24 protein-coding genes and 1 pseudogene are annotated in these 24,338 nt (G+C 64.7%); 11 read left to right on the top strand and 14 right to left on the bottom strand.

The window, feature by feature from the left end:
• Positions 1–70 precede the first annotated feature (70 nt).
• From ACQP0C_RS41965 to ACQP0C_RS41950, 4 genes are all read left to right on the top strand, one after another.
• Positions 71–394: a hypothetical protein gene (locus ACQP0C_RS41965; RefSeq protein WP_433734854.1), complete on the top strand. Its 324-nt coding sequence runs from the start codon at positions 71–73 to the stop codon at positions 392–394.
• Between the two features lie 82 nt (positions 395–476).
• Positions 477–695, top strand: a complete 219-nt coding sequence (locus ACQP0C_RS41960; protein WP_433734853.1) for a hypothetical protein — start codon at positions 477–479, stop codon at positions 693–695.
• Positions 696–1,622: 927 nt separating this feature from the next.
• On the top strand, positions 1,623–6,311 hold the full coding sequence (gene mobF / locus ACQP0C_RS41955; protein ID WP_433734852.1) for a MobF family relaxase: 4,689 nt from the start codon (positions 1,623–1,625) through the stop codon (positions 6,309–6,311).
• 344 nt (positions 6,312–6,655) lie between these two features.
• Positions 6,656–6,868, top strand: coding sequence for a hypothetical protein (locus ACQP0C_RS41950; RefSeq protein ID WP_433734851.1), 213 nt, complete (start codon positions 6,656–6,658; stop codon positions 6,866–6,868).
• A gap of 181 nt (positions 6,869–7,049) precedes the next feature.
• On the opposite strand, the gene ACQP0C_RS41945 is transcribed toward ACQP0C_RS41950, so the two are convergent.
• Both ACQP0C_RS41945 and ACQP0C_RS41940 read right to left on the bottom strand, forming a co-directional pair.
• On the bottom strand, positions 7,050–9,677 hold the full coding sequence (locus ACQP0C_RS41945) for a serine/threonine-protein kinase (RefSeq protein ID WP_433734850.1): 2,628 nt from the start codon (positions 9,675–9,677) through the stop codon (positions 7,050–7,052).
• A 910-nt stretch (positions 9,678–10,587) separates the two neighbouring features.
• On the bottom strand, positions 10,588–10,959 hold the full coding sequence (locus ACQP0C_RS41940) for a hypothetical protein (protein ID WP_433734849.1): 372 nt from the start codon (positions 10,957–10,959) through the stop codon (positions 10,588–10,590).
• Positions 10,960–11,647: 688 nt separating this feature from the next.
• On the opposite strand from ACQP0C_RS41940, the gene ACQP0C_RS41935 reads away from it, so the two are divergent.
• Entirely contained in the window at positions 11,648–12,460 is an 813-nt protein-coding gene (locus ACQP0C_RS41935; protein ID WP_433734848.1) for a hypothetical protein, read from the top strand.
• Positions 12,461–12,724: 264 nt separating this feature from the next.
• Here the strand turns inward: ACQP0C_RS41935 and ACQP0C_RS41930 are convergent, their stop codons facing one another.
• Both ACQP0C_RS41930 and ACQP0C_RS41925 read right to left on the bottom strand, forming a co-directional pair.
• A complete protein-coding gene (locus ACQP0C_RS41930) occupies positions 12,725–13,156 on the bottom strand; it encodes a hypothetical protein (RefSeq protein WP_433734847.1) in 432 nt (143 codons plus the stop codon).
• Between the two features lie 95 nt (positions 13,157–13,251).
• Entirely contained in the window at positions 13,252–13,806 is a 555-nt protein-coding gene (locus ACQP0C_RS41925) for a hypothetical protein (protein WP_433734846.1), read from the bottom strand.
• A gap of 127 nt (positions 13,807–13,933) precedes the next feature.
• Between ACQP0C_RS41925 and ACQP0C_RS41920 the strand changes: the two genes are divergently transcribed.
• Positions 13,934–14,287 carry a hypothetical protein gene (locus ACQP0C_RS41920; RefSeq protein WP_433734845.1) on the top strand — a complete coding sequence of 118 codons (354 nt, stop codon included), beginning with the start codon at positions 13,934–13,936 and terminating at the stop codon, positions 14,285–14,287.
• 31 nt (positions 14,288–14,318) lie between these two features.
• Here the strand turns inward: ACQP0C_RS41920 and ACQP0C_RS41915 are convergent, their stop codons facing one another.
• Entirely contained in the window at positions 14,319–14,834 is a 516-nt protein-coding gene (locus ACQP0C_RS41915; RefSeq protein WP_433734844.1) for a hypothetical protein, read from the bottom strand.
• Positions 14,831–15,088: a hypothetical protein gene (locus ACQP0C_RS41910; RefSeq protein WP_433734843.1), complete on the bottom strand. Its 258-nt coding sequence runs from the start codon at positions 15,086–15,088 to the stop codon at positions 14,831–14,833. The genes ACQP0C_RS41915 and ACQP0C_RS41910 overlap by 4 nt, the downstream gene beginning before the upstream one ends.
• Before the next feature lie 1,012 nt (positions 15,089–16,100).
• On the opposite strand from ACQP0C_RS41910, the gene ACQP0C_RS41905 reads away from it, so the two are divergent.
• The 3 genes and pseudogenes from ACQP0C_RS41905 to ACQP0C_RS41895 all read left to right on the top strand — a co-directional run bounded on the left by ACQP0C_RS41905 (position 16,101) and on the right by ACQP0C_RS41895 (position 18,671).
• Positions 16,101–17,390 carry a pentapeptide repeat-containing protein gene (locus ACQP0C_RS41905; protein WP_433734867.1) on the top strand — a complete coding sequence of 430 codons (1,290 nt, stop codon included), beginning with the start codon at positions 16,101–16,103 and terminating at the stop codon, positions 17,388–17,390.
• A gap of 194 nt (positions 17,391–17,584) precedes the next feature.
• Positions 17,585–18,197, top strand: a pseudogene (locus ACQP0C_RS41900) (recombinase family protein).
• A gap of 267 nt (positions 18,198–18,464) precedes the next feature.
• The gene (locus ACQP0C_RS41895; RefSeq protein WP_433734868.1) at positions 18,465–18,671 is read left to right on the top strand and encodes a hypothetical protein; all 207 of its coding nucleotides are present in this window, start codon (positions 18,465–18,467) and stop codon (positions 18,669–18,671) included.
• A gap of 183 nt (positions 18,672–18,854) precedes the next feature.
• On the opposite strand, the gene ACQP0C_RS41890 is transcribed toward ACQP0C_RS41895, so the two are convergent.
• Positions 18,855–19,064: a hypothetical protein gene (locus tag ACQP0C_RS41890; protein WP_433734869.1), complete on the bottom strand. Its 210-nt coding sequence runs from the start codon at positions 19,062–19,064 to the stop codon at positions 18,855–18,857.
• Positions 19,065–19,134: 70 nt separating this feature from the next.
• Between ACQP0C_RS41890 and ACQP0C_RS41885 the strand changes: the two genes are divergently transcribed.
• A complete protein-coding gene (locus ACQP0C_RS41885; RefSeq protein WP_433734870.1) occupies positions 19,135–19,554 on the top strand; it encodes a helix-turn-helix domain-containing protein in 420 nt (139 codons plus the stop codon).
• Positions 19,551–19,814, top strand: a complete 264-nt coding sequence (locus tag ACQP0C_RS41880) for a helix-turn-helix domain-containing protein (protein WP_433734871.1) — start codon at positions 19,551–19,553, stop codon at positions 19,812–19,814. Before ACQP0C_RS41885 ends, ACQP0C_RS41880 begins: the two co-directional genes overlap by 4 nt.
• A 143-nt stretch (positions 19,815–19,957) precedes the next feature.
• On the opposite strand, the gene ACQP0C_RS41875 is transcribed toward ACQP0C_RS41880, so the two are convergent.
• From ACQP0C_RS41875 to ACQP0C_RS41845, 7 genes are all read right to left on the bottom strand, one after another.
• Complete coding sequence (locus ACQP0C_RS41875) at positions 19,958–20,404, bottom strand: hypothetical protein (RefSeq protein ID WP_433734872.1); 447 nt, start codon at positions 20,402–20,404, stop codon at positions 19,958–19,960.
• Positions 20,401–20,673 carry a hypothetical protein gene (locus ACQP0C_RS41870; protein WP_433734873.1) on the bottom strand — a complete coding sequence of 91 codons (273 nt, stop codon included), beginning with the start codon at positions 20,671–20,673 and terminating at the stop codon, positions 20,401–20,403. Before ACQP0C_RS41870 ends, ACQP0C_RS41875 begins: the two co-directional genes overlap by 4 nt.
• A gap of 460 nt (positions 20,674–21,133) precedes the next feature.
• Positions 21,134–21,304, bottom strand: coding sequence for a hypothetical protein (locus ACQP0C_RS41865; protein ID WP_433734874.1), 171 nt, complete (start codon positions 21,302–21,304; stop codon positions 21,134–21,136).
• A 105-nt stretch (positions 21,305–21,409) separates the two neighbouring features.
• On the bottom strand, positions 21,410–22,507 hold the full coding sequence (locus ACQP0C_RS41860; protein WP_433734875.1) for a nuclease-related domain-containing protein: 1,098 nt from the start codon (positions 22,505–22,507) through the stop codon (positions 21,410–21,412).
• A gap of 187 nt (positions 22,508–22,694) precedes the next feature.
• Positions 22,695–23,126 carry a hypothetical protein gene (locus ACQP0C_RS41855; protein WP_433734876.1) on the bottom strand — a complete coding sequence of 144 codons (432 nt, stop codon included), beginning with the start codon at positions 23,124–23,126 and terminating at the stop codon, positions 22,695–22,697.
• Positions 23,127–23,280: 154 nt separating this feature from the next.
• Positions 23,281–23,607 (bottom strand): hypothetical protein, encoded by a 327-nt coding sequence (locus ACQP0C_RS41850; RefSeq protein WP_433734877.1) that lies wholly within the window; start codon positions 23,605–23,607, stop codon positions 23,281–23,283.
• A complete protein-coding gene (locus tag ACQP0C_RS41845; RefSeq protein ID WP_433734878.1) occupies positions 23,600–24,253 on the bottom strand; it encodes a hypothetical protein in 654 nt (217 codons plus the stop codon). The genes ACQP0C_RS41850 and ACQP0C_RS41845 overlap by 8 nt, the downstream gene beginning before the upstream one ends.
• Positions 24,254–24,338: the final 85 nt, after the last annotated feature.

The following is a 24,338-nucleotide window of genomic DNA, read 5'->3' as shown; positions in this document are numbered from 1 at the left end:
GTTGGTCAGCTGCGCCCGCTACGGCGGTGACGCCGCGCTGCGCCGCGCTGCCGACTCCGAGCGTGAACGGGTGCTGCTGACACTGAACCGCGCGGTGATCCTGACCGACAAAGACGGTTCAGCCGCGGCACGTGAGCTGGCCGCGATCGAATCTGCCGCCACCGCTTGCGGGCTGCGCCGTCCCTATGACGCAGTCGCTGGATGGGTTGCCAACTTACATACTCAGCTCATTGCGGGAGCCGAAGCTGCCACCGCCGCGTTGGCCGGGGACGGTTGGTTCAATGAATTCTTCGAAATAATCGCGCTCGCCGCGCTCGTATGTGCCAACGCGGCTTTGGGCCGCTGTGAGGAGATGACCGCCCCGGCAGAGCGCTGCGCCCTCGCACAGATGTGATGGCCGGCCATGTTCACATTCATCATCGGGACCTATCATCTCGACGGTTACCACGCCGCTGGCTACCGAGGCGGCGACCGACGTGGCCGAGCGTCCCTGGCGATTTCCCACGCTCGCCTACCGAGCCATCTGCTCGGCACTGGCCGCCTCGGCCGGCGACCTGACCGCCGCGGCACGATGCCGTGAAGCACTCGCTATCCATCACCGTCAACGGGTCACTGTTGACTACGCGGCTGGTGACGCTGACGTGGCCACCGCCACCGCGATGACGGGCGACGCCGGGACGGCCGAGACGCGCTGACTACGAACCGCTCGACGAAACCCCGGCGGAGTCCGCCGCCCGCCTGCTCGCGCGCCTGGGCCAGCGCCGCCGCGCATCGCCAGCCACCCTGCAGCCGAGACCGCCGCGCAGACCGCCAGTACGCCCGCGAGCATCGCACGCCGCCACCCAATTCGGTGACCCCGCCCACGCCGAACGCTCACCGGCACCGTCGTGCAGGACCACGCGTGACCGCAGCCGCCGACCACGGCCTACGAGATGGCGACCCCGCCGGGCTAGCGGAGGCTGCGACTGTATGAGGAGTTCGGCGACCGGATAGCGGCCGCCGACGCCGCATCCGCGACCCTGCCGCCGCAGCGATACCGCGGCGCCGCGCTCCACCGCCACCGCCGCCGCCGCCGCACGGCCATACCCGCGCTGCGCGCCACCACCGACCCGCTGACCGCGCGGCAGCGCAGTGTGCCCTCGTCGCCGCCGGGCTGACCAACCGGCATGACCGGCTCGTCGTCCATCCGCACCGTCGAGCCTGTTCCGCGCTCCCAAGACCGGTATCAACGCTCGGGAAGGGCTCGCCGCCACCTCGACGTCGGCCGTCCCGAGCGCCCAAATCGGGTTTAGGCTCCGATCCTGCACCCCGAATGGCCTTGGTGTGGGGCCGGATTCGCCGCGAATTCTGTGGTGGCGCCGGAATTCCTGCGCCACAGGCCATCCGAAGAGTTGGGGCTGCGTGTATGAGTCCAGTGCTCCATAGCCGCAGGTCAATCGCTCAACACCGCAACCTATATCCGAACTCCGCACCAACCCCGCAAGCTAGCCCGAACACCGCCTACCTCCGAACAGGACATCCGCAACCGCCCACGAGCTACGCGCCGCCAACCATCCATCTCCCGCACGCTGTGCATTCTTGGAGCCTGCGGCGATGTCCTGCTGCGTACCGTGGGGTTTGTGATGACGCTGCACAAGCTTTCAGCGGGCGACGGGTACCTCTACTACGCGAGGTGCATCGCCGTGTGCGACGGCGATGATCGAGGCCGCACCAGCCTGGATGACTACTACCTGGCGAAGGGTGAGATGCCGGGCCGGTGGCTCGGTTCTGGGCTCGTAGCGTTCGCCGATATCGACGAAGGCGACCCGGTGCTCGAGCCGCAGATGGCGGCGCTGTACGGCCAGGGTATGCATCCGGATGCCGAAGCGATCACCGCGCGCATGCGGGCAGAGGGTGCCTCGCCGAAGGCGATATCGCGCGCGGTGCGGGCGGCCGTATCGGTACAGCCTGCCGGACGCGCTATCTGCAGGAGCGCTCGAAAGCCTACGCCGAGTGGAACGAAGACCACGGCTTCGAACCGCGGGCGGCTGTGCCGGAGGAGGTGCGGCGGCGGATCCGGCGAGGTGGCCAAGCGGATGTTCGAGGAAGACTTCGGCCGGCCTCCGAAGTCGGATCGGGAGCTGACGTGGTGGGTGGCGCGGAACTCGCAGCCGCCGAAAGCGGCGTTGAGTGCGTACGACCTGACGTTCTCGCCCTGCAAGTCGGTCAGTTCGTTGTGGGCGTTGGCGCCACGCGAAATCGCCGAGAAGATCGAGGCCGCCAACGAGGCCGCGGTCGCCGATGTGCTGGCCTTCCTCGATGAGAACACCTACACCCGGTTGGGCACCAACGGCGTGCGCCAGGTCGACACCGAAGGCCTGATCGCGGCCGCCTATACGCACCGCGACTCCCGTGCTGGTGATCCTGATCTGCATATCCATCTGGTCATCTCGAACAAGGTGCGGACCCTCGATGGGAAGTGGCGGGCATTGGATGGGCGGCTGATCCACCAGCTGCGCGGGGCCGCCTCCGAGATCTACGACGCCCGCCTCGAACATCATCTCGAGGCAGCGCTCGGCATCGAGTTCGCCGACCGGGCGGGCCGGGGCCCCGAGCTGCAGCCCATCCGCGAAATCGTCGGGATGCGCACCGAATTGAATGTGATGTGGTCGAAGCGCTCGGCGATGATCGAATCCAAACTGGCCGAGCTGACCGCCGATTTCCAGAACTGGCATGGCCGTGAACCGACGCCCGGCGAAGCGGTCGAATTGGCACAGACGGCGACCATCAAGACCCGCGCACCGAAGCACCGTCCACGCTCGCACGCCGAGCAGCGTGAGGCCTGGTGGGCCGAGGCCGTGCAGCTGCTCGGCGGCGACCAGGCCGTGGAGGCGATGCTCGCCGATGTGCTGGGGCGCGGAGTCCTGGTGCGCGAGCAGGAATTCGATGACGCATGGATCGCCGAGACCGCACGACGGGTGGTCGACAAGGTTGCCACGCGACGTGCCACCTGGCGGATCCACCATGTGCGCATCGAGGTCCAGCGGCAGCTGCGCGGCGAGGTCGGTCGTGATCAATGGCGGCAGGTCAGCAATCAGGTGGTCCAGGCAGCGATGTCACCGCCGATCTCGATCCCGCGCGGCATGCCCGACAACCTCGTGGTGCCGGACGCGTTGCGACGTCGGGACGGAACCAGCCAGTTCGTCGTGGCCGGATCCGCGACGTTCACCTCACCGCAGGTTCTCGCCGCCGAGCGTCGGCTGATCGATGCGAGTCTGCTCCGTGGGGGACGCACCATATCGGCGGCCGCGGTGGATGTGGCGATCGTGGAATTTGCCGCCAACAACCGTGGCCGCCAACTGAATCCGGAACAGCATGCGCTGGTGGAAGCTTTCGCCACGTCGGGGATGCGGTTGCAGTTGGGGATCGCTCCGGCCGGGACGGGCAAGACCACGGCGATGCAGGTGTTGGTGCGGGCCTGGTCCGCCGAGGGTGGCACGGTGATCGGGCTCGCACCGACCGCGTCCGCGGCGGCGGTGCTCGAGGGCGAGGCCGGGGTGAGAGCCGGGACGATCGACATGCTGGTCAACGTCGCGGAGCGCGTGGAGGCCGGCACTTTGGATGCCGCAGATGCTCCGGAGTGGATGCGCGATATTGACGCGGAAACGCTGGTCATCGTCGACGAGGCGGCAAAGGCGGCTACGACGAATCTGGATGCCGCCGTGCGGTTTCTGCTGGATCGCGGCGCGAGTGTGCGACTGATCGGCGACGATCAGCAGCTCGCGGCGGTGGCAGCTGGTGGGATCGTCCGCGATATCGCCTATGAGGCTGGATCCTTGACGTTGTCGCGGGTGATGCGGTTCACTGATCCTGGTGAACGTGCCGCGTCTTTGGCGGTGCGGCAGGGTGATCCGGCCGCGTTGGCGTTCTACGCCGATCATGACCGCATCCACACCGGTGCCATCGGCGCGGTGACCGAGCAGGCGTTCGCGGCGTGGGCGGCCGACACTGCCGCGGGCATGGATTCGATCCTGCTCGCCCCCACTCGTGCGATGGTGGCCCAGCTGAACGCCCGCGCCCGGGCGGCCCGGCTGGCCGGTGATCCGAAGGCAAGCGGCCGCGCGGAGGTGCGGCTCGGGGACGGCCTGGCCGCCAGCGTCGGCGACATGATCGCCACCCGGAAAAATAACTATCAGCTGCGGATATCCGACACCGATCATGTGCGAAACGGATATTGGTGGCGGGTCCGCACCGTGTACCCGGACGGGCGGATCACCGTCGCGCACACCGGATCCGGGCGACTGGTGACGCTGCCCGCCGACTACGTCGCCGAACACACCGCCCTCGGCTACGCGACCACGATCGACACCAGCCAGGGTTTGACCGTCGACACATGCCACGGCGTGCTGACAGGGCGGGAAACCCGAAATCAGCTGTACGTCATGCTGACTCGCGGGCGCAGCGCCAACCACGCCTACGTCGCCACGGCGCTGCCCGACACCGAGCCCGCGCCGTTCACGATCGAGGCGCGGATGCCGCCGACCTACCTCGATGTGCTGACCGGGGTGCTAGGCCGCGATGGCGCGCAGCTTTCTGCGACCAGCGCCGACCGCGCGGCCGCCGATCCACGCACTCGCCTGCGGCATTCGGCCACTGCCTACGCCGATGCGATCGCTGCGGCCACTGAATATCGCGCGGGCGTGGAGCTGCTGGACGATATCGACGGCGCCGCCGAGCGCCTGGTGCCCGGTCTGACCGATGAACCGGCCTATCCGACACTGCGGCAACGCCTTTCGTTGCGCGCGGCGCAGGGAGGTGATCCGGTCGCGATCCTCACCGCCGCGGTGAACCGAGGCGAGCTCGACAGTGCCCTGGACCGTGCCGCGGTGCTGGACTGGCGCATCGCCCCGACCGGTGATCATGCGCGTGAGAGTGGTCCGCTGCCGTGGCTGCCCGCCATACCGGCGAGGCTGCGGGGGGATCCGGAGTTCGGGCAGCATCTGCGGGAACGGGAGCAGCAGGTGCGTGGGCTGGCCGCCGAGGTCGCTGCGGCCGCGCGGGCCTGGGATGTCGCGTCGGCGCCGATGTGGGCGCGGTCGCTGATCGGCTCCGACCCGGAATTGCTCGGCGATCTCGCGGTGTGGCGGGCCGCCCAGGGTGTCGCCGATATCGACCGACGCCGCACCGGACCTCATGCTCGCAGTGCGGCCGAACGCCGCACGCAGCGCAAGCTGGAGCGCAGGGCCGCGCGTGTGCTCGGCGACCAGGCCGTCGATGTTCGCCGCTGGTCTGCGCTGGCGACCTCGTTGGATCCGCGGATCCTCGATGATCCGTTCTGGCCGGCACTCGCGACGGAGTGGTCTCGGGTGTCGGCGACCGGCCTCGATGTGGAGGTGGCTGCGCGAGCTGCGTTCGAGCCGATGCCGCTGCCAGCTGAGCAACCGGCGGCCGCGCTGCGGTGGCGGATGGCCCGTGATCTGGACGAACAGCGTGGCGAGGATGCCGAGAAGTTCGCCCGCGTCGTGGATGCGCTGCGCCGCGATGCGCTGCGGCGGATGTCGGATGCCCAGCTGGCCGACGATATCTCCAGCTTGCGCAACATGATCTGGACCGACCAACTCCCCGTTGACACTGAGCATCGCGACCCTGTCGGCGACGTCCAAGATCGCCATCATGAGCTCGATAACCAGGCCACCACGATCCACGCCGTGCACAATGCTGAGCAGAAAGTCGGCAAGGCCGAGCGGGAGCTGCGCAAGCGGGGGAACAAGCTGGCCGAGATTGAGCATGAGTTGGCGGCCACGAATTGGTGGCAGCATCGCGGGCGCGATGAAATCAAAGGCCGCATCGCTACCTGGAAGACCAAAGTCGAAGAGGCCGAAGAGGCCGTTGCCGCCGCCGAGCGGGACCTCGAGGACGCCGAGCGGGCGGTCACCGTGCCGAAAGCGGCGTGGACATCGACTTTGCAGCAGGCCCAAAACACGGGGCGGCGCGACGCCGAGCTCGCCAATGCCCGCGAGACCGAGCGCCTGGACGACGAAGGCCGACGACGCTCGGCGAAGATCCTGGAAGACAACACCGAGCTGCTCGATGCCGCTGTCGCCGAACAGCAGCGCCGTGATGACCTGACCGATCCGGAGCGGGACCTTGAGGACCGAGCCCGGACCGAACTCGATGAACAAGCAGAGCATGCGGTCGCGGTCTCGACATCCGCTGCAGGCGTGCAGGTCCGCGAGGCCCGAAACCGGACCTGGGCTCCGCCTACCGACCAGGAGATGCCGGCGCCGGACTTCGGTCCGGAGCTCAGCGGCGAGGATGGCCTGGGCGTGTAGAGGACGGGTGAGTTGACACCGTCGAGGTCAAGAAGGCGAAAAGGGCGGCGTACCTCCGGAATTTGAACTTTTTTTGAACTTCGGCAGGCGCTGGATGTAGTCGACTGGATGCTGCCCGCCCGGCGTCGGCACCGCGGGCATTGACGTGTCGTCAGTGTCCGGGTGCGTTTCTATGCTCCAATCACGCAACTTCGCCAAGGACAGAAGGGGAGCACAAAGAGAGCATATTCAAACGCGTTGGGCCTCATAGGCTTCCAGTGTTTGGCGCTGCCCCCACCCGACCAGGGGTGGGGGTCAGCTGTGAAAAACCCCGCCACCAACTGCATGAATGAGAACGGAGCTCAATGAGTAGGGTAACCATCCCACCCGACGAACAGCAGAACCATCCGCCGGCCAATCCGCACCCACCTGGGACGCATCCATTGGTGAGCTTGGCGGCCGCGATGGTCGCGGCGACACCGGTGGGTCTGCTCACGGACTGGTCGAGCGCGGTGCCGGTCTTCCTGACCGTGTTCACCGGACTGCTCGGCATACGCCAGGTGTGCCGACGCGAATAGCCCACGCTCTGGGCTTCATCGTCGGTGGTCGCACTGCGTCCCCGGGCACCCCCAGTGGCGCAGTGCGACCGCGCAGTCAGGTCCGAATGAGTCCTAACCCCCGCTGCGGCGTCGGCACGCGCCGCAGCGGCAGCGGGGATTTCGCGAGGCTCGCTACCTCGTCCAGTCCTCGTCGGGTAGGTCATAATATCCGGCTCTGGAAGCCATAGCCCTGGTTGATGTTGATGTCCGGCGGATAGTTGCTCTCCGCCTCGGTCAGCTCGTACCCCGCGTTCCGGTATTCGGTGTAGTCGGCAGGCACGTCATAGGCAATTCCGCGGTACCCGGTATTCGGCAGCGGCGGCGGAATGGGGCGCTTGTTGGACGGCGCGTCTGGTCCCCAGTCCAAGGTTGTTGTTGGCGAGAGGCCTGAATCCAATCGCAGGATGCCGTTCTTCTCGGCCCATCCAGGAATCTCGAGCGCGGCGGCTTCTCCGGGTGTTCGACGCGGCAATGCTGGGTTGGCTGGCTGTGTGGGCGCCGGACCTACAGCGGCGCGCGCAGCCCGTGCCAGGGCGGTTGGGGTGACATATCGGTCGATGGGATTCTTGGCCATGCCGCAGCTGAGGACCGCAGCCAGGGCGGATCTCAGCCAGGGTTGCACGTTGCTCAGTGGCAGCGGCTTCTTGTTTTCGCCGGACGGCTCAGCGCCGGTGAGGCAGGCGTACAGGACGCACGCCAGCGAATAGACATCTGTCGCGGGGGTGGCTTGTCCATTGCCGTGGAGCGTTTCCGGCGCGGTATAGGCGTCGGGGTCCAGTTGGTAGGCGCTCATTGCGATTTCGTCCAAGTTCGGGGCGGTGCCGAAGTCGACGAGGCTGGCGAATCCAGCGTGGGTGAGCAGGATGTTGGATGGCTTGACATTGCCGTGGGCAAGCCCGCTGTCGTGGGCGGCATCCAACGCCGAAGCGATCTGTTCGACGATGTCTACTGCGTCGTGCGGGGCGAGTGACCCATGGCTGAGCTTGCGCTGCAGATCGGTGCCGGTGCCCAGCCCCATGTCGATGAAGGGGACTTCGTCGATGACACCCCAGTTGTGAATCGGGATGATGTGCGGTTCCCACAGCTCCGCGGCGGCGCGCGTATCTTCTTGCAGGCGAGCGATGTAGTGGTGGTTGTTCGCGAGTTTGCCGCTGATCAGTTTGAGGGCGACGACCCGATAGCGGTTTTCGTCGTAGGCTTCGTAGACTTCGCCGTGTTTGCCTTTGCCCAGCAGCGCCTGCAGACGGTAGGGGCCGAGCTGGGTTCCTGTGCGTGCGCCGCCTGGTTCACGTCCAGAGGCTTGCTCACGTTCGCGCCGAATACGGGCGATGATCTCGTACGCGGGCACTGATTGCCGCTCCATGGTGATGACCGATGCGCGGCTATCTCGTCCGAGGCCGCCGAAGCTGGTGTCCGGTGTAAGGCCCAGCAGGTCCTCAAAGGTGTGCGCCCACGGGGCGCGGCGAGGCAGCGGCGGCAATTCCGAGGTTCGGCGGCGGCGGGCACCGATATTCACGAGGTTCGCTGTGTCACGGCGGCGGTTTCGCCGAGCGCGGCCCCAACCTGGCTGGCGCCTCGATGCTTTGCGACTTCTCCTGTGCCGTTTGCCGGTTGGTGGGCGTTGCGCGCCGGGGGGCGACATGTCCGCTGGAGGTGTTGGAGTGGTGATGTTGTCGTGGGTGAGCGGGGTGTTCTTCTGGATGGAATTGTCGATGGCGGTGAGCGGGTCGCGGGCCTCGATCAGCGGTGCGACGATCTTGCCGAGAAGGTGCATGATCGCAGCAGCGGTCAACCCTCCAGCGACCGCTGCAGGTGCGAGTGGCAGTCGGTGCACCCCGATGCCGGCGCTGGTACCCGCCCCGAAGATCAGGCCGAGCGCGGCCAGCGCGGGGGCATGAGCGAGGACTCGGCGCAGTTCGCCGAGATCGATCGATGCGAACCACAACGCGGTCACCGCCCATGTCATCGCCGCGGTGGCGGTGCCTGCGACGACAGGGGTCGGGCTGTAGAAGCCCACAGCGGTACCTGCGGTCAGCGAGATCACCGGCATGGCGGCCAGCGCGGACCAGGACCGCAGCCGAGACCACGCCAAGCGCCGCTCGTCGTAGCCGATGCGGCGCAGGACACCGAGAACCATCCAGAGCAGGACAACAGCGCATAGGGTCGTCTGGCTCAATGGTGCCTGCCAGGCGGCGGCATAGGCGCGCGTGAGATGAGACGGTGCCGCGACGAGATCGATCATCAGGGAAACGGTGACTGCGGTAGCCAGCACCATCACGATCGAACTCAACTGCCGCGGCCGCCGCGGCTTCTGCTTCAGCGAGCTCGCTGGATCGGAGGCGATGTTGTAGATGATGTGGACATCACGCACGCTGCCGCCGATCGTCACTGGACGCTGGCCAGCGGGGTCGTCGAGCAGCCGGTCCTGCATCTGCGGTGTGGGGTCCTCCGCTGTCACTGCGGAGGATTTGGGCTGCACCGCGGCTCCGCCTGCACCTCCGAGCCGCGCCCAGTTGCGCATGACCTGATCTATTTCCTCAGGGGTGAGCTTGCAGCCGCGGCAGAACTTTTCGAGCTGCTCGGCCTTGCGAGGCAGGGAATGGTTGGTGGAGGACGCGAAATGGTATGCGGTAGAGCGCGGAAGCTCTGCGTATTTCGAGATCTGTCCTGGGTTGCGGCCGGAGGCCTGCTGCAGACGCCGGAGCATCTCCATGAAGTCGGCCGCATTGCACTTATCGACGATCAGCGAGGCGGTATCGCCAACCTGCGCGCTCACGGTGCGGCTCACCTGGCACTATGTCCGTCATCGGGCGCGGCGGGCACACCAAAGCACCACCGGCGGCCGCGCGCACCGATCCCGGTGTCACTCGTCCGACCAGATGTATACGTGGCCTCAATAACCAGAGGTAGCAAGGGGGTGCGCACGGTTCCTCCTTCGAGGTTCGGCACGGAGGCCCCTTGCGCAGCAAAGTGTTTCACCCTCATCGACTTGGAGCGTGCTCGCGAGTACTCGCGACCAGGTCGAGCGCGGCGAATCTCCCATGCGCCGCGGACTCCACGCAAATTTGGCGGGTGCAGCCTGATTCGAACTGTGGTGCTCGGTATTTCGGTCTCGTACGCACGTGTACAGGAGCTGGCGGATCCCATGAACGGCGCACTGCCGTCAACTCTCGGTTGAGGGCGCAACGATTCTATGTGGCGTAACCAGTGCAGTTGATCTCCAGGAACCCCACAAATGGGATCTCCCATCCAAGGCGACCATGTGTCCAACCGGACACAGACGTGAGCTGGGCGTTGAACACCTTCGGACCACCCAGACACTGACGCGGGTGGACGAAGGATTTTGTCCAACAACGTGTTCAATGCTCGTGGTTCTGGGCACAGTTTCGTTCGGACCAACCTTGGTGACCTCGGTAGTCACGTGATCTGGCCTATTCAACGCCCAGCTGAACATGTTCTAGATACGTAGGACCAGATATGGTTCTTCCCGCAGCAACTTCCGGGGCGAACCCACACCTTCACCCGGTCGCGGCTGCGTTTCCCCTTTCACTCATACGCAAATTTGGGTGCAGTCTGAGGCAACAGGGGCGGTGGGTCATTGTCTGGCGGCGATGCCCACCAAAGATGTTGGCGTGAAAGCGAACAACCGCGCGGGGTCCGGCCGCACCATCTGCCGGACCTCGCCGCGCGGCGCGCGCCTACCGCGGATCCCGAGGGTCCAGCAGCACAGTCAATGCATCGCGCATCCGGCGAACGCCAGATCCGCCCGCTCGGCGGTCCAGGACCACTCCGCCGTTGAGCGCCAACGCGATCACCACCGTGCACCAGGTGCCCTGCTGTGGATCCACCGCGCCGAGACCGATCAGCACACCGGCGAAGATCAGGCACACCGACGTTAGACCGAGCATCAGCACCACTGTCTGCCAGGTCAGCGGCCGAACCGCAATGTCGGGCGCATCGCTGTTCGGCGCGACCGCCTCGGGATTGCCCGCTGATCGGACTTCCGCATCGGCGCGGCCTGGCTGCGAATCGGCGAGCGGATGCGCGCTCGAGGCAGGGGTATCTGCCATTTGGTCCACGAGGTTCCTTCCCGGATGTTCATCGGTCATAGGTGCCGATGGCACCTATGACCGATCGCAATGGATGTGGTTCGAGCACAAAGGGACTCGAAGACCAGGACCCCACGCATCGGCAGTGCGCGAGGCCTGGCCACCCCCGCGACACGAAGCCGCAGGCGCAACCACGAGCCAAGCAGCCCAGGCAAGGGCCGGTAAATAGTCGGGAACCAAAAACCGTCCGATAGCAACACAGTCCAAGAATCACGTTGCGATAACACCGAATTCGAGGCCGCCGCATCGGGTCCAACTCCATTGCCCGACTCGCGAAAGATAGATATCCAACACTCAATCCACGGAGATTGAAGGCCACGACCAGCGGTGATGCACGTTGGAAGTGTTTGACGTCCAACACAGTTTGTTGAACCCGACCACCCGTGGTTTATTAAGTCCCGCAGTAGCGGTTTCCTGGTAGCGGGACGCTCTGCCCCCGGACTCACGCAGAGCGTGATGTGGTTCGAGCATCGGGGTGAACCGGTGGGCGCCGTCGGCAGCGGAGCCCACCACCTCCGGCCAACGGCGGCTAGGACTTACAAGGGGTTCAGGGTTCGAGTCCACCGACGGGGTGTCGGATGCGCGGTCGGTGTCGCGCGAGGCCGAATCTCAACGGAGGTGTCGGCGACTCGTCGTAAGCTCGGCGGCCATGTCGACCAGAAAAAGCCGCGGGAACAAGCCGTACAAGAAACAGCAGATCCGGCGATATCGGCCGCCGCTAGGTCTTGAGTACAACGAGTTCGTTGGTGAGCTGGGACCCACTAACGGAGATACCGCTGCCGAGCTTTACGTGAGGTACGGCGTCCGGAATGACCAGTACGTGGACTGGTCGATCGAATTGAATGCCCGGCAAGGGAATCTCGTCGACTACCTGGCCTCGGGCAGACCGCTCCCCCGCCGACCTATGGCGAGAGTGCAAGTGGCGGACTCTGAGATACGACACGTCACCTTCGATCCACGAGACCCCCGACGTCGTCCTGTTGTCGAGAAAGTCATCCCGCTGCAGGCCGGAGACGACGGCGTCGTCGACGAGCACTACAGCCGCTATATGGCCTCGCTTGAGCGTGCATGGACGGCCGACCATGGCGAAGACCCGCACACCACGGCCACGTTCGGCTTCGCCAACTGGAATCGCGATCCCGATTTCCGCAACAATCGCTACCCCTGGCTACACAACACCCTCGTGGCGCTCGACTCCGATGTCGCCGAGGAGATCGTGATCGAACGGGGCGGGGCGTACTTCAACGAGAAGGACCGGACCGCGGCGGTGTGGATGCCCGCTATCGAGCGGATGAAGTTCTTTAAGGCCAACCAAGGCGAGACACCCAACGACCATGAGCCGGACGAGGAGTCGACGCAGCGACAGCCCGCACTCCAGTCGACCATGGGGATGATTGCCGCAGTGGTCAACCGCAGCGAGGACTGGCTGGACGATTTCCTTCGAGAGCAGGGCAGTGACTAGCGGGCTGACGGGACCATTTCATCGTGCGACTGCCGAACGTGATGCCTTCGGCCTCGGCGTATAGTTCCGCGACGTCTCCGTTGTAGGCGACGCCCCCGCTAGCACGGGGTCTGTGCTCGGAATAGACGCTCGGACAGACGTTCCCGGGATGATCTGGAAACCGCCGGCGACTTGACGCCACTGCCTGGGCACGTGCTCGGACATCGACGATCCCCCGTACCGGACTATTCGCTGGTCAGGACGAATTCGGTTGTACTGCAAGCGCTATCGCGTGTCGGTGCGATTCTGCTGATGCCAGTCGGATGCGGCCTGGTCGGTCATGCCGAGGGCGTCACCGATTTCGGTCCAGCTCCTCCCGTCGAAGCGTGCATCTTCCATGACGCTCAAGCGGTAATCCATGAGCAGTTCGACCAGTCGGGCGTTGGCTGCCAACGCTTGGATAGGAGTGACCGCGGCGTATTTTTCCTTCTCGGTGATTCGACGGCGGCGAAACTCGTTGACGGAGGGGACGCCTTCCTGCGAGTCCGAACTCTCGACGTCGGGGAGTGGAGGGCCTTCCCCGTAGTAGTGGTAGGTGCACCAGACAGCCGTGAGTTCTTGTTCCCACCCTTCGGCGATCATGCCGTCGACGTCCGCGCCATTGGGCAGATAGCCGTCGTCGGTGAGCTCGAGTTTCTCGTCAGGGTCGTACGTCACGCGGCAAGGGTACGGGCCGGTTCGGTGGAATTTCCGGGAATGGATGTTCGAATTCTAGCCGCCGACAAGGGGGCAAAGTGGCGGTAATCCCCCAGTCAGGCACGGCTTTCGACCAGACGGCACGCCTCACACCAGTACGCGGAGTTGTCCCAGTGTGTACCGTCGGGCCCGGCGGTGCGCCAGTGGGTGATCTGGCCGCCGCGGTGGAAGATGGGCTGCACTGTCGCGACGAGCGGGCCGGGCAGCTTCGGGTCACCGGGCGACCACGGCACACTGCGGCAGATCCGCAGCAGTCCCTGGTCAGCGTCGGTCCACACAATCAACTCTCCGAGTTCGCCGAACCCCGGGCGGTCACCCCGCACGGCGTACATGAAGTTCGGCGCACCCGCGATGCGGTCCGCGGGATCGACCAGCAGCCACGCCTCAGCCAGCGGGCGCGACCGTTCCAGCGACCTCGCCAGCCCGGGACCACCACACCGGGACAACGGTTCGGCGGCGGGGTAGTCCGGGTTCACGGTGAAGTGCCAGCGTTCTTCGCCTTCGGGCTTCACGATCGTGTACACGCGACCGCGGTAAGCGCACGCGTGCCCATCAAGCATCTTGTGCCACTTGAGAACTCGACCGAACCAGGGTGCCGTCTTCGTGGTCATGGGTTGAGTATCCGCCGGTGCACCGACAGAAAACCGTTTCAGAGACACCCTGACAGACAATGCGGAACACACGGCCGGGCAACGTAATTCGCCGCATACACGACGCGGCTTCCCGCACGATGGGAGGGTGACAACCGAACAGAATCCCGCGCCCACCTCTCTCATGGGGCCGGTTCGATACGACCTGCACGTGTTTGTTCCTGCGGATGGAGAGCGCGACGACGGTGTCGACTTCACCGTCAACGCGCTGTCGCTACCTCGCGTCGGCGACGAACTCACCTTCGAAAGCGACGATTCCGTACTGGTGGTCAAGGTGATGCACGTGAATCACTGGTTCTTCTCGACGAGGAACGAGCCACCCCGGCGCACGATCAGCGTGACCGCCCACTCGTACCCCAAATTCGACGATCTTGTCAGAAGGCTGCGGAAAGACACCGAAATCGACCAATGGATCTCTTCGTTCACGATGCTCGAAAGATAGGTCTGATCCGAACGTCTGACGGATGGGCCGTTCAGGCGAACCGGTCCCGAAGACGTTGCCGGTAGGCACGTTGTCGGCAGGCGTTGGTGCAGTGCCGTCGCGGGCGGCCTATCCCGTCGAGGCCGTAGACGCGCCCGGTCGGCATTTCACACGGGCACGCTGCACAGGCCTTGAAGCCGAGTGGCTCGGTGTAGCCGTGCCAGTCGCACCAGATCAATCCGTCCGACTTGTGTTTGGCACCTATGCCGAGACGGATCTGCGCCAGCTTGCGCGCCACTTCCATACGTGCGGGCCCGACAGGGCCAGTGAATTCCAGACGGTCAGCCACCGTTTTGAGCCAATCGAGCGCGACCTCGCCGCCGACGAGATCACTGTGAGCCAGGCCGTCAATCAAACAGCTCAGCTGTTCGATGGTCGGCGGCTCGACGCCCTCGCTCCACTTCACGCTGCTGATCGCCTCGGTGGCTGCTGCGCGGAACTCGATGATGTCGACGTTGTCGGCGGCTCGCTCCTCGATTCGGTCGCGGCGGACAGGACGGCGAGTCACAATGCCTCCTCGGGCCGGTCCGTCTCCTCAACAGGCGCGGTCGCCTTGTCGTCGCCGCCATGAATCACCGGGCCTCCGGAGCTTCTGCGGAACCCGAAAGCTTGAGCAAAGGACGCGAAGACCGCAGGGATATCCTGCTTCTCCGCCCGTAGCAGGGCAACAGCGGTTATCCCGACCACGGCGAGGACGAGGATCAGCAACGGCCACAGCCCCGCCGCCAGGAGCGACGAGACGACCGAGATATGGGTGGACAAGGCACCTCCGTACACGAAAAAAGCCCTCGGCGTAGCGCCGAGGGCTTGGTGGGTGAATCTTGGTGTGCTGAAACGAAAAAAGTCCCGGTCAGGTGACCGAGACTCCCGGGGCACAACTATGCCCAGCGAGATCAATATAGCGCATTGGGAACACAAGTCCCGACAGCGGCTGCAGGAACGAGAATGCGCAGGTCAATCGGCAGGCGTGCAGGTGCAACTTGACACACATAACTTTCGTAACGCCCCGCCGATGCCTGAGCAAACCACGAAGGGCGCCCGGCATTTCCGGGCGCCCTTCGTTCTATAGCTGGATCAGGACCTGGAGCTTCGGTAGGCAACGAACAAGCCCAGCACTGCGATCAGCACGGTCACAGCGGCCTCCCAGCCGACCAAGATGCCCGCCGTAGACGCAAGGAGGACGGCGAGAAGTAGCGCCAGCAATGGATGAACGCTATCTCTCTCCGGCGGATCCGGGGGGCTAGAGGGGTATGCCTGTTCGTCAGGCGGCGTTACGCTCACAAGCGCTCCTATGTACTGGTTTCGCGATCGGACATTTGGACGTACAGCTGCCTCCGCCTGCTGGAACAGGCGGGGGCAGCACCCTTTTGAGCGGGATACCTGCCAGTCTTGCCCACCACCGCCGAGCATGTCTATGTGCTACGCCAAAGTTTATGAGCTTAGCAAACGTCCAGCAAATCAAGGGGATTGGGTTAGCAAACACCAGGTCAGGGGCGGATTGTCGATAAGCGCTTTCAACAAATGCCCCTGACCTGCAACGACTACCGGCTTTCCCAGACGCGAATCGAGCACACGCAGCGCTCGATTCGAGGGTTCCGCCTGGTACATATAGGCGCGCCTGTTGCACCGTCATCTTCCATAGCATTTAGACATCGCCAACCCCCGCCGGTAGCTGTTGAGAATTGATCGGTTCTTCGACACTCGAACGTGCTGCTCAGCATCGGAGTGAACGGAGTGCTCGGTGGCAGGACATCGCGTCGAGCAGAATTGAGCAATGTCCGGGCGGGTGAGCGCCATTGGCGCGCAGGCACGTTCAACCACGACCGCGTTGCGCACGTGGTTGATTAAAGACTCCCGCTCGTCGCTCAGGCGCCGCACGGGACGGATCCAGTTGCTGCCCGCGGTCCTACTCGCTCTCGCTGCGGGCCTGGGTGTGGCCGTCGCCGCCTACGGGTTCCTTCGGTGGATTACACCCGTCGACGTGAGCAAGACCGCGGCCGAGATCGACGTCACCCGTATCGCGTTGACCGTCGTCGCCGGCGTGGGCGGCGTCGTCGCGCTGGTCATCGCCTACCGCCGCCAGCGCGACCTCGAGCAGAGTCGGTTCGTCGAACGCTTCGGCGCTGCGGCCGCCCAACTCGGTGCCACCGATGTCGCGGTCCGTATCGCAGGGGTCTATGCCATGGCCGGCGTCGCCGACGAATCCGAAGGCCTGCGCCGCCAGCAATGCATCGACGTGCTGTGCGGATACCTCCGTCTGCCCTACGATACCGAGCACGGTGCTAGCGGGCGCACCAAATTCGTGGTCAAAGCCCCCCGGATCGACCATGGGCGAGTTCGCGGCGAGACAGAAGAGCACATCGAGTACCGGCAGAACGACCGGGAAGTCCGCGCGACCATCCTCCGTGTCATTGCCAACCGCCTCCGCCCACCCACCGAATACAGCTGGTCAACAAGCGATTTCGACTTCCGCAATGCCTACCTGGAAGGTGCCGATTTCAGCAATGCGACGTTTGCGGGTTCTGCCGAGTTCAGCCGCGCGACCTTCGCCAGCATCGCCGAGTTCGGAGACACGACCTTCACCCGCAAAGCCCAGTTCGGCGGTGCGACCTTCACTGGCGGTGCCTGGTTCCAGAATGCGACCTTCACCGGCGGTGCCTGGTTCCACGACGCGACCTTCACCGGCGACGTTCAGTTCGGAGAGGCGACCTTCACCCGCACCGCCGAGTTCGGAGACGCTACCTTTACCGGCAAAATCTGGTTCCACTATGTGACCTTCGCTCACAGCGCCTGGTTCAACGGTGCGACCTTCACCTGCGACGTCTCGTTCAAAGGTTCGGCCTTCACCGGCGACGTCTCGTTCCACCATGCGACCTTCACCAGCGATGCCAGGTTCATGAAGGTGAGCTTCGGTAGCGGGACTGTTTCATTCGTTGCCCCAAAACAATGGGGGCCGCCAGCACCGGTATTCGACTGGGATCAGGACCTCAGCCAGAAGCCCGCCAATGTCGAGCCGCAGGATTGGCCACCGACCGTGGCCGTGCCGACGGCACCCGCCTCGTAAGTGTCGAGAATCGTTCGTTTGTTGAACACCGACCCGGATGGGTCGAATCGTCAGGACGGCCGAACTGGATCGGTGTTCAACAAACGTGTCGAAAACGATTGGTGTTCAACAAGTCCTGTCAGACCTTTCTCGTACAGTCCGGGCCATGCCCGGTCAAACCCGTACTCTCGCCGTCGCCGAGCCGCTTGCCCTCGATGGTGATGCGCTCGATCCGATCGGCGGTGGCGGTGCTCTCGTCGGTGTCGACCAAGGGCCAGCTGCTCGACCGTCAGGTCGCCGCGCTCACCGCGGCTGGATGCCAGCGGATCTTCACCGACAAGAAGTCCGGCAAGAACGCCGAACGCGAGGAGTTGTGGGCGTGCCTGGATTACCTGCGCCCGGGCGACACTCTGGTGGTGCCGTCACTGGATCGGCTCGGCCGCAGTCTGCAGGACCTGATCTTGATCGTGGCCGGACTTCGTAAGCGCGGCATCGGATTACGGTCACTGCACGAAGCCCTCGATACCACCACACCCGGGGGCGTCTGGTGTTCCACGTCTTCGCTGCGCTGGCGGAGTTCATCCGTGAGCTGATCGTCGACGGCACCAACGAGGGCTGGCCGCCGCCCGCGCACGCGGGCAACGCCTCGGCCGGCCACCAGCGATGACCGTCGAGCAGATCCCCCAAGCCCGCGCCATCCTCACCCGGCCGGAGGAAACGGTGGCACGGCTGCTCGGAGTCTCGCGCGGCACCATCTACAAGTACCTCCCCGAACTCCGCAGTAGTGGCCGAGTGGCCATCGAGAACACGACTTCCGGCATCGGCTAGCACTCAGCAAATCCACTCATGCGCAACGCTGTTTTACCTCATACGCAGGATGTTTGGACACGTTGGGCACAGGCGCAATCATGCGCATGCCGAACGGCGCGCTTCGAGGCGGCAAAAACAACAAAGTATTGTCACGCCTGACCCCGAAAAAACTTCACCAGTCACTAGATTCGGCAGAGCTCGCCGAAAACGAGTGCTGCCCCGTCTGTTGCACCAGACGAGGCAGCCGACCACGAAATGCCCTGACAAAAGAACATCGAGGTACTGATGAGCGTATCTAAGCCGCCGGTCCACCAACCCCTCAGACCGCCAGGTTCTCCAGAAGATCCGCCCGTTCACCCGCTACTCGCGCTGGCGTTGAGCCTGGCCTCGGCGGCGCTAACCGGCCTGCTGGTGGACGCGACCGCGGCCATCACCGTCCTCGTGGCCATGCTCGGGTTGTTCGCCGCCGCCTACCGCGGCACCAACAGCTGAGCTGCTCGGTTCGCGGCTCGCGGCCGGATTCGGTTGCGAGCCGCGCTGTCCGAAACCCCCCTCGAGGTGGGGCAGCTGACTCTTGATCAGCGGGTTCGGGGTCCGAGTCCTGGTCTGGCTAGCGAAAACGAAAGGGAAGCGTCCGCCGCGTAGGCTGCGACGGACGCTTAACCCGGCCGTGGCTCACACCAACGTGTTTCGGCCTCGTGTGTGGGTGCCATAGTGGATCTCGTACACATCGTTTTCGATGTGCACAGAGTCCTCCTTGATCTGTTCGCGCCAGCAGTCGGGCCATTGGGTGGTCTGCTCCGACCAGCGCAGCCCTTCGAGTGGCACGCCTGCGAGATCGACCTTCCGCAGGTCTGCGCGCGTCACGATGGTGCGACGCTGCACCGTGCCGACTGTTGTCCCGGCTCAAATGAGAATGGCTGACATCGGCGCTTGCAGATGGCAGCATTCGGCGATGCCTATCCGCTCCGAGGTCGGTACCACGATGCATGCGTGCAGCGACCAGCAGAAAACGGATTCAGACCCCAGCAACGGAGACACGGTTGCCCGGTTGATGCGCGCCTTGGAACGCCGAATTCCGCAGATGGCCGCCCAGACGCCGCCGGAGGACACGTCCCCACCGGATGCAGGCCTCCGGCTCTACACGGTCGCGCAAGCCGCGGAGATGCTTGCGGTGACCGAGGACTGGTACCTCAAGCAAATCAGAGCGCGGAAGCTGCCCGCCCGCAAAGCAGGTCGCGCATGGCGGGTTGCCGCACAAGACATTCGGGATGCGATCGATTCGATGGCCGTGCCCGCTTTCACACCGACCAGGGACCCCTCAGGGCTCAGCGAGCGCAGCCGCCGGCGCTTTCGTGCATCGAGAGGCGCATGAGCAGCGATCGAGCACGCGCCTCCGACGATTCCGAGCGAATCCAGCAGATCAGCTACAGCGTGGCGCAAGCACATACAGCCACCGGACTGAGCGAGTCCACCCTGAGGCGATTGGTCAGGGAAGGACAGATCGCGGCCCGCTACTACGGCGCCAAGATTTTGATCGACGCGGAATCGCTTCGCCGCTACTACGAATCCCTCCCTAGCGAACGCCAAGTTGATCGAGACTGCGCCGCCAACCGACTCTCGACATTCGAATAGAGCGCCCCTGTCCTTCTATGTGGCTGCGTCTCGAAACCATCAATTCGTGGGACACCGTCCCGGTCGGGCCGGGATCGCCAGGATCCAAGGCACCGGGACGGTGTCCAACAATCACGTCGAATCCGTTGGGCTGCGGGCGACGCCTACAGATCGACGCCGAGTTCGCCCCGCCGCCCGGAGACCCGAACCCGGTTGGGTTTGCGGGGCATCTCTCCGTTTCGCCAGTGACGCTGCTTGCATGCGTTGCTGCAGTATTTCCGTGGCCGTCCGCGTTTGCTGTGGCGGCTGGGCAGGACACCGCGGCACATCGAGCAGCGGCGCCTGATTCGGCTCTCGTCCTCGTAGAGGTAGGCCACGAGGGCATCGCTGGCGGTGGTCGAGCGAAGTTGGGCGATGTCGTAGTGCAACGCGATGCGTACGGCGTTGACGTCGTAATCCACTTCGTCTGCGATGGTTTCGAGAGCCCCCCTGTGGTGGAGGTATGCCTCGAGGAGCGCGTTAGGCGCGACCACCTGCTGGAGGGCGGTGTCGAGGAAACTGTCGGCGACGTGCTCAGCAAGAGCGTCGTGGCGTTTACGGCGGCGGCTCACAGTGCCTGCTCCTCGTCTTCGGTCTCGGCCGGGCGCGGTGCGCGCTCGATCTCACGCTGGCCATCGTCTCGTGGGGTGTTCTCGCTCCCTCGGCCGAACGCCTTCGCGAAGGCTTCGAAAATTCGAGGGATATCTTCCGGGCTGGCCCGCCACAGCGCGGTGGTCGCCACGATGATGACCGCCACCGCGAGCACCAGCACAGGGAGTTGCACCCAAAACACCGTCCAACCGCCGCTCGCCAACGCGGCGGAGATCGCATCAACCGACATGAAAACCCTTCCGAGAAACGACAAAGGCCCCCAGCGCATCGCCGAGGGCCTTGAACCTGGACATGAAAAAAGCTCCAGCCGGGGGCTGGAGCTCAGGATGGGCGCATGTGTGCCCGATGGGCGGAAAGGTTAACGCGATAGGGCAGTGTCGTCAAATTGCTGGTCAGAGGCTGGAAGAGCTTGCGGCGCAGCCGGTTCGGTGCCGATCTATTTTCGTAACGACATTTGTGTACCGGGGGGGTCATATCCCTACGGCCCGATACCCTGCAGCGCGTTGTCCCACCGGTCCACGATCTGCATGTACTTGTAGAGTTCAGCGGAGTTCAGCCCCGGCCAACCACCTTGGTTGACAATGGTTTTCGCATGTCGCGCGGCGGGCTTCGATGGCCAGCCCGGAGCGCAGTCTCTGCCAGATAAGCCGGAGGTCGAGGTCGGGGCATTCCACAGCGGCGCGGGTCCGTCAGGTTGGGTCGGCGGGGACGAGGATGGCAACTTCGGTGCTGAACGGGAAACAGCCCGGCGCGTTCTTCTCGACCGACTCCACGACGGCGCGGTCGCCGTCCATCTCGAGAACCTCGAATACGGACACACCGCCCACCACGAGCAGGACTTTGTCTCCGACATTCACCACGACCGCAGCCTATCCTTTGCGACCGACTAGTTTGTGTGGCCATCGCGCGCAGCTCGGTGGCCCTTCGGATCTGCCCCAGTGTCATATGTCGTCTGGTCGACATCATCAGCAGTTCGGTTGGAACGGATAGCAACCCTTTGGCGCGGGCGCCGGTGCCGCTTCGGTCATCGGTGCCGGTGCAGGCGCTGGGGCTTGCTCAGGTGCCGGCGCTTGCTCAGTGACTGAACTCGGAGAGGGTGGGTTGTCGCTGGCGTCGGAGTTGCTGCCGTCCGTGACGTACCAAAGTCCGCAGCCGAGCGCCGCGAAGACGGCGGCCGCCACCACTGCGGATCGCACCGGCGTTCGGCGGCCGCGGCTTCTGCTCGAATTCGAGGCTGTGACTGGCACTGCGTAGTCGTCGTTCAAATCGTCGGCGGTGTAGCTGTCCGTGCGCCCCAAGTCGCGGTTCTCGATGACCGTCGGGCCAGCGTCGATGTCGGCGTAGGTCACCGGCGGCAACGCGGTGGTGGTTGGCGGTGGCTCCCACGATGTTTCAGCGACCGGCGCTTGCTCCCGGCCAGCCGGGGCGTGCTCGGACGGGAAGCCGAGGCCGAGCAGTTCGGTGTAGGAGACGGCGACGTCGCGGATTTCCAAGGCGGCGAGCAGCTTGAGCACCAGGTCCGCGGTCCATGGGGTTTCGCTGCGGCGACCGGCGCGGTAGAGCTGGGCCAGCAGCTCGTTGGGCCGATCACCCAGCAGCACATCGCGTCCGACCGGCATCGGCCCCTTGTTCAGGGTCACTGTGGTGCCGTAGTGCGGGATCACCAGGACCAGTCCTGCGACGAACAGGTCGTGCCCGCCTGCCTGTTCGGCGAGAGCCTTGAGGTCGTACATGCGGCCGGTCGCCTGGTCCATCGGGTTGTTGTCACCGGCGCGCACGTGGATCGGGTCACCGGTGACGCCGCTGAGGTGCCAGCGGGCGTTGATCGGGCAGGCCAGCTCGCCGCTGGCGCGCTTGAGGATGCCTTTGACCTCGATGACGAAGCAGGTCTGCGGTGTGATGACCACGAGGTCGGCTTCCTCGCTGCGGCGGCCGCGGCGGTCGGGGATGTAGCAGCCCGATATCGCGATCGCCGGGTTCGCCGAGTGGGACTGCAGCCAGCCGACGACTTTCTTCTCGGTTCCCGGCATTTCGCGGTCGCCGTTGATGACCAGCATGGTCATCCCTCCCCTTCGGGTTTGTCTGAATTGCGGTGGTTTCGGCACGATAGCGCCTGGCTCTGACAAATTTTCGGCATCGATCTTGTTGCGCCACAACACTTCTCATCGGGTCCACATCCATGGTGGTCCATCGTTCGAGGTTGATGCCCGTTTCCGGGCAGATGCGATGCGGCCCGGAAAGTGCGATGCGCTACAGGTTCAATTTCCATGTGGCGCTGGAGTCGTCGGCGATTCCAGCGGGCGCTGGCGTCGGTGCGGAGCAGAACATCCAGCAGCGCGATGTCGACATGGTCGCGGCCGCCGTCGAATTCGAGTGCGCCTTCAGGACAGGGGTGGGGGCCGGATCCGCCGCCGCTGCGGGATCAGAGGGCGCGGAATCGGCTTCCACGCAGAGCATTACGCATCCATCGACGCGGGGCGCGGTAATAGTCATCGGGATCATCGTCTCGGCGGGGGCGCGGTTGACGGTCAACAGCAGTGCGCCCTGCAGCACGGTCGCGGCGGCGAAGAGCGCGAACAGCAGCGTGGGGGTGCGGAAAAGGAATTCGGCTGCGCTTCCGATTCGGTGCGTCAGCGTGCGAGCGATGTGGGTCGGCTGAATCAGTGTGCTGAGCTGCGACATGGTCTCTTCTCCTGAGATAACGTCCGATTCGACTGTTAACAGTCTAGCAATGCAGACTGTCAGCAGTCTATATGTGGGACGAAATCCAGGCCGACACCAGGCCGGAGCACGAAAAAGGCCCGGAGCTTGCGCTCCGGGCCTCTTGTTCGACTGGTTACGACGGCTTCCCGGTTCGAATCGCGTCGACGAGCTTGTCCCACACCTCGGTGTCGTCCTCGGCGAGCTTGACCAAGGCCTCCACCATGTGACGGCGGTTGATGGCCTCCTTGGACCGGCCGACGCGCTTGCCCGTGGCACCCGCCAACCGGGCGACCAGGCTGTCCCAGTCGGCCGCCTGCTGCGGGTCCATCTTCAACGTCCACGTCAGCAGCTCTTCCTTGTCCGACGGAGCGGAGGCAGGGGCGAGCTGCGGTCCGTTGGCCAACGCCGAGGCCACAGACGCTTGGATTTCACTTGCACGGATCTCACGGGGCTCAGCCATTGGTCGAATCCTTTTCTGTTGGAACGATGTCGAGTTCGCCGAGCACGTCGGAGTACGACTTATCGACGTAGGTGGTGCGGAAGCTGTAGCCGATGGACTCCTTCAACATGATCATGGTCTTGAAGGTCGGGATTCCCGCCGCCGCGAGCTGGTTGGGCACTTCCTTGGCGTGGCCCGCGCTCATTCGCACCTGCACCATCAGCACGCGAGGAATCACCGGGTTGTGCTTGTCTACCTCCGCCGCGAGGGCGAGCGTCTGCGGCAGCTTGCGAATATCGGCCGGGTACGGCTTGACCGGGATGATCAGATCCGTCCGGTTGCCGTTCTTGTCGCTGCGCTCCGGCCGCCACAGCGCTTCCCGCAGCAGCTTCTCGCGCTTCGGCTCGACATCCACCACGCAGTAGCGATAGTTGCGCTCCATCTCGGGCAGACGGGCCAGCCCATGGGTCATATCGACGACATCGATCCGGTGCCGGCGATCCCCGCCGCCAAGCGCCAGAAGCTTTTCGCGGACCGCGTTGATCCACTCCAGCGCCATCAGATCGGTGTCGGCCTCGGCCACCAGGACCGGGCCCATGCCCAGCAGAGAGAGCCAGATAGCGAACTGGCAGGCAGTGGTGCTCTTGGCCGCACCGCCCTTCAGCATCCCTACCACTAGTCGCCGAGTCATATCGACAGCATAGACTGCCAAACTGTCATCAGTCTAGCATCGCCGAATCGGACACTCCGAC

The sequence above is a fragment of the Nocardia sp. CA-129566 genome (genome assembly GCF_050956075.1).
Classification (GTDB): Bacteria; Actinomycetota; Actinomycetes; order Mycobacteriales; family Mycobacteriaceae; genus Nocardia.
This window is presented reverse-complemented; position numbering and strand designations above follow the sequence as displayed.

Excerpts from the sequence above, each read along its gene's own strand:
- mobF (WP_433734852.1), top strand. The coding sequence starts at position 1,623 with ATGACGCTGCACAAGCTTTCAGCGGGCGACGGGTACCTCTACTACGCG.
- ACQP0C_RS41950 (WP_433734851.1), top strand. The coding sequence starts at position 6,656 with ATGAGTAGGGTAACCATCCCACCCGACGAACAGCAGAACCATCCGCCG.
- ACQP0C_RS41940 (WP_433734849.1), bottom strand. The coding sequence starts at position 10,959 with ATGGCAGATACCCCTGCCTCGAGCGCGCATCCGCTCGCCGATTCGCAG.
- ACQP0C_RS41935 (WP_433734848.1), top strand. The coding sequence starts at position 11,648 with ATGTCGACCAGAAAAAGCCGCGGGAACAAGCCGTACAAGAAACAGCAG.
- ACQP0C_RS41925 (WP_433734846.1), bottom strand. The coding sequence starts at position 13,806 with ATGACCACGAAGACGGCACCCTGGTTCGGTCGAGTTCTCAAGTGGCAC.
- ACQP0C_RS41905 (WP_433734867.1), top strand. The coding sequence starts at position 16,101 with ATGTCCGGGCGGGTGAGCGCCATTGGCGCGCAGGCACGTTCAACCACG.
- ACQP0C_RS41895 (WP_433734868.1), top strand. The coding sequence starts at position 18,465 with ATGAGCGTATCTAAGCCGCCGGTCCACCAACCCCTCAGACCGCCAGGT.
- ACQP0C_RS41885 (WP_433734870.1), top strand. The coding sequence starts at position 19,135 with ATGCCTATCCGCTCCGAGGTCGGTACCACGATGCATGCGTGCAGCGAC.
- ACQP0C_RS41880 (WP_433734871.1), top strand. The coding sequence starts at position 19,551 with ATGAGCAGCGATCGAGCACGCGCCTCCGACGATTCCGAGCGAATCCAG.
- ACQP0C_RS41870 (WP_433734873.1), bottom strand. The coding sequence starts at position 20,673 with ATGTCGGTTGATGCGATCTCCGCCGCGTTGGCGAGCGGCGGTTGGACG.
- ACQP0C_RS41860 (WP_433734875.1), bottom strand. The coding sequence starts at position 22,507 with ATGACCATGCTGGTCATCAACGGCGACCGCGAAATGCCGGGAACCGAG.
- ACQP0C_RS41855 (WP_433734876.1), bottom strand. The coding sequence starts at position 23,126 with ATGTCGCAGCTCAGCACACTGATTCAGCCGACCCACATCGCTCGCACG.
- ACQP0C_RS41850 (WP_433734877.1), bottom strand. The coding sequence starts at position 23,607 with ATGGCTGAGCCCCGTGAGATCCGTGCAAGTGAAATCCAAGCGTCTGTG.
- ACQP0C_RS41845 (WP_433734878.1), bottom strand. The coding sequence starts at position 24,253 with ATGCTGAAGGGCGGTGCGGCCAAGAGCACCACTGCCTGCCAGTTCGCT.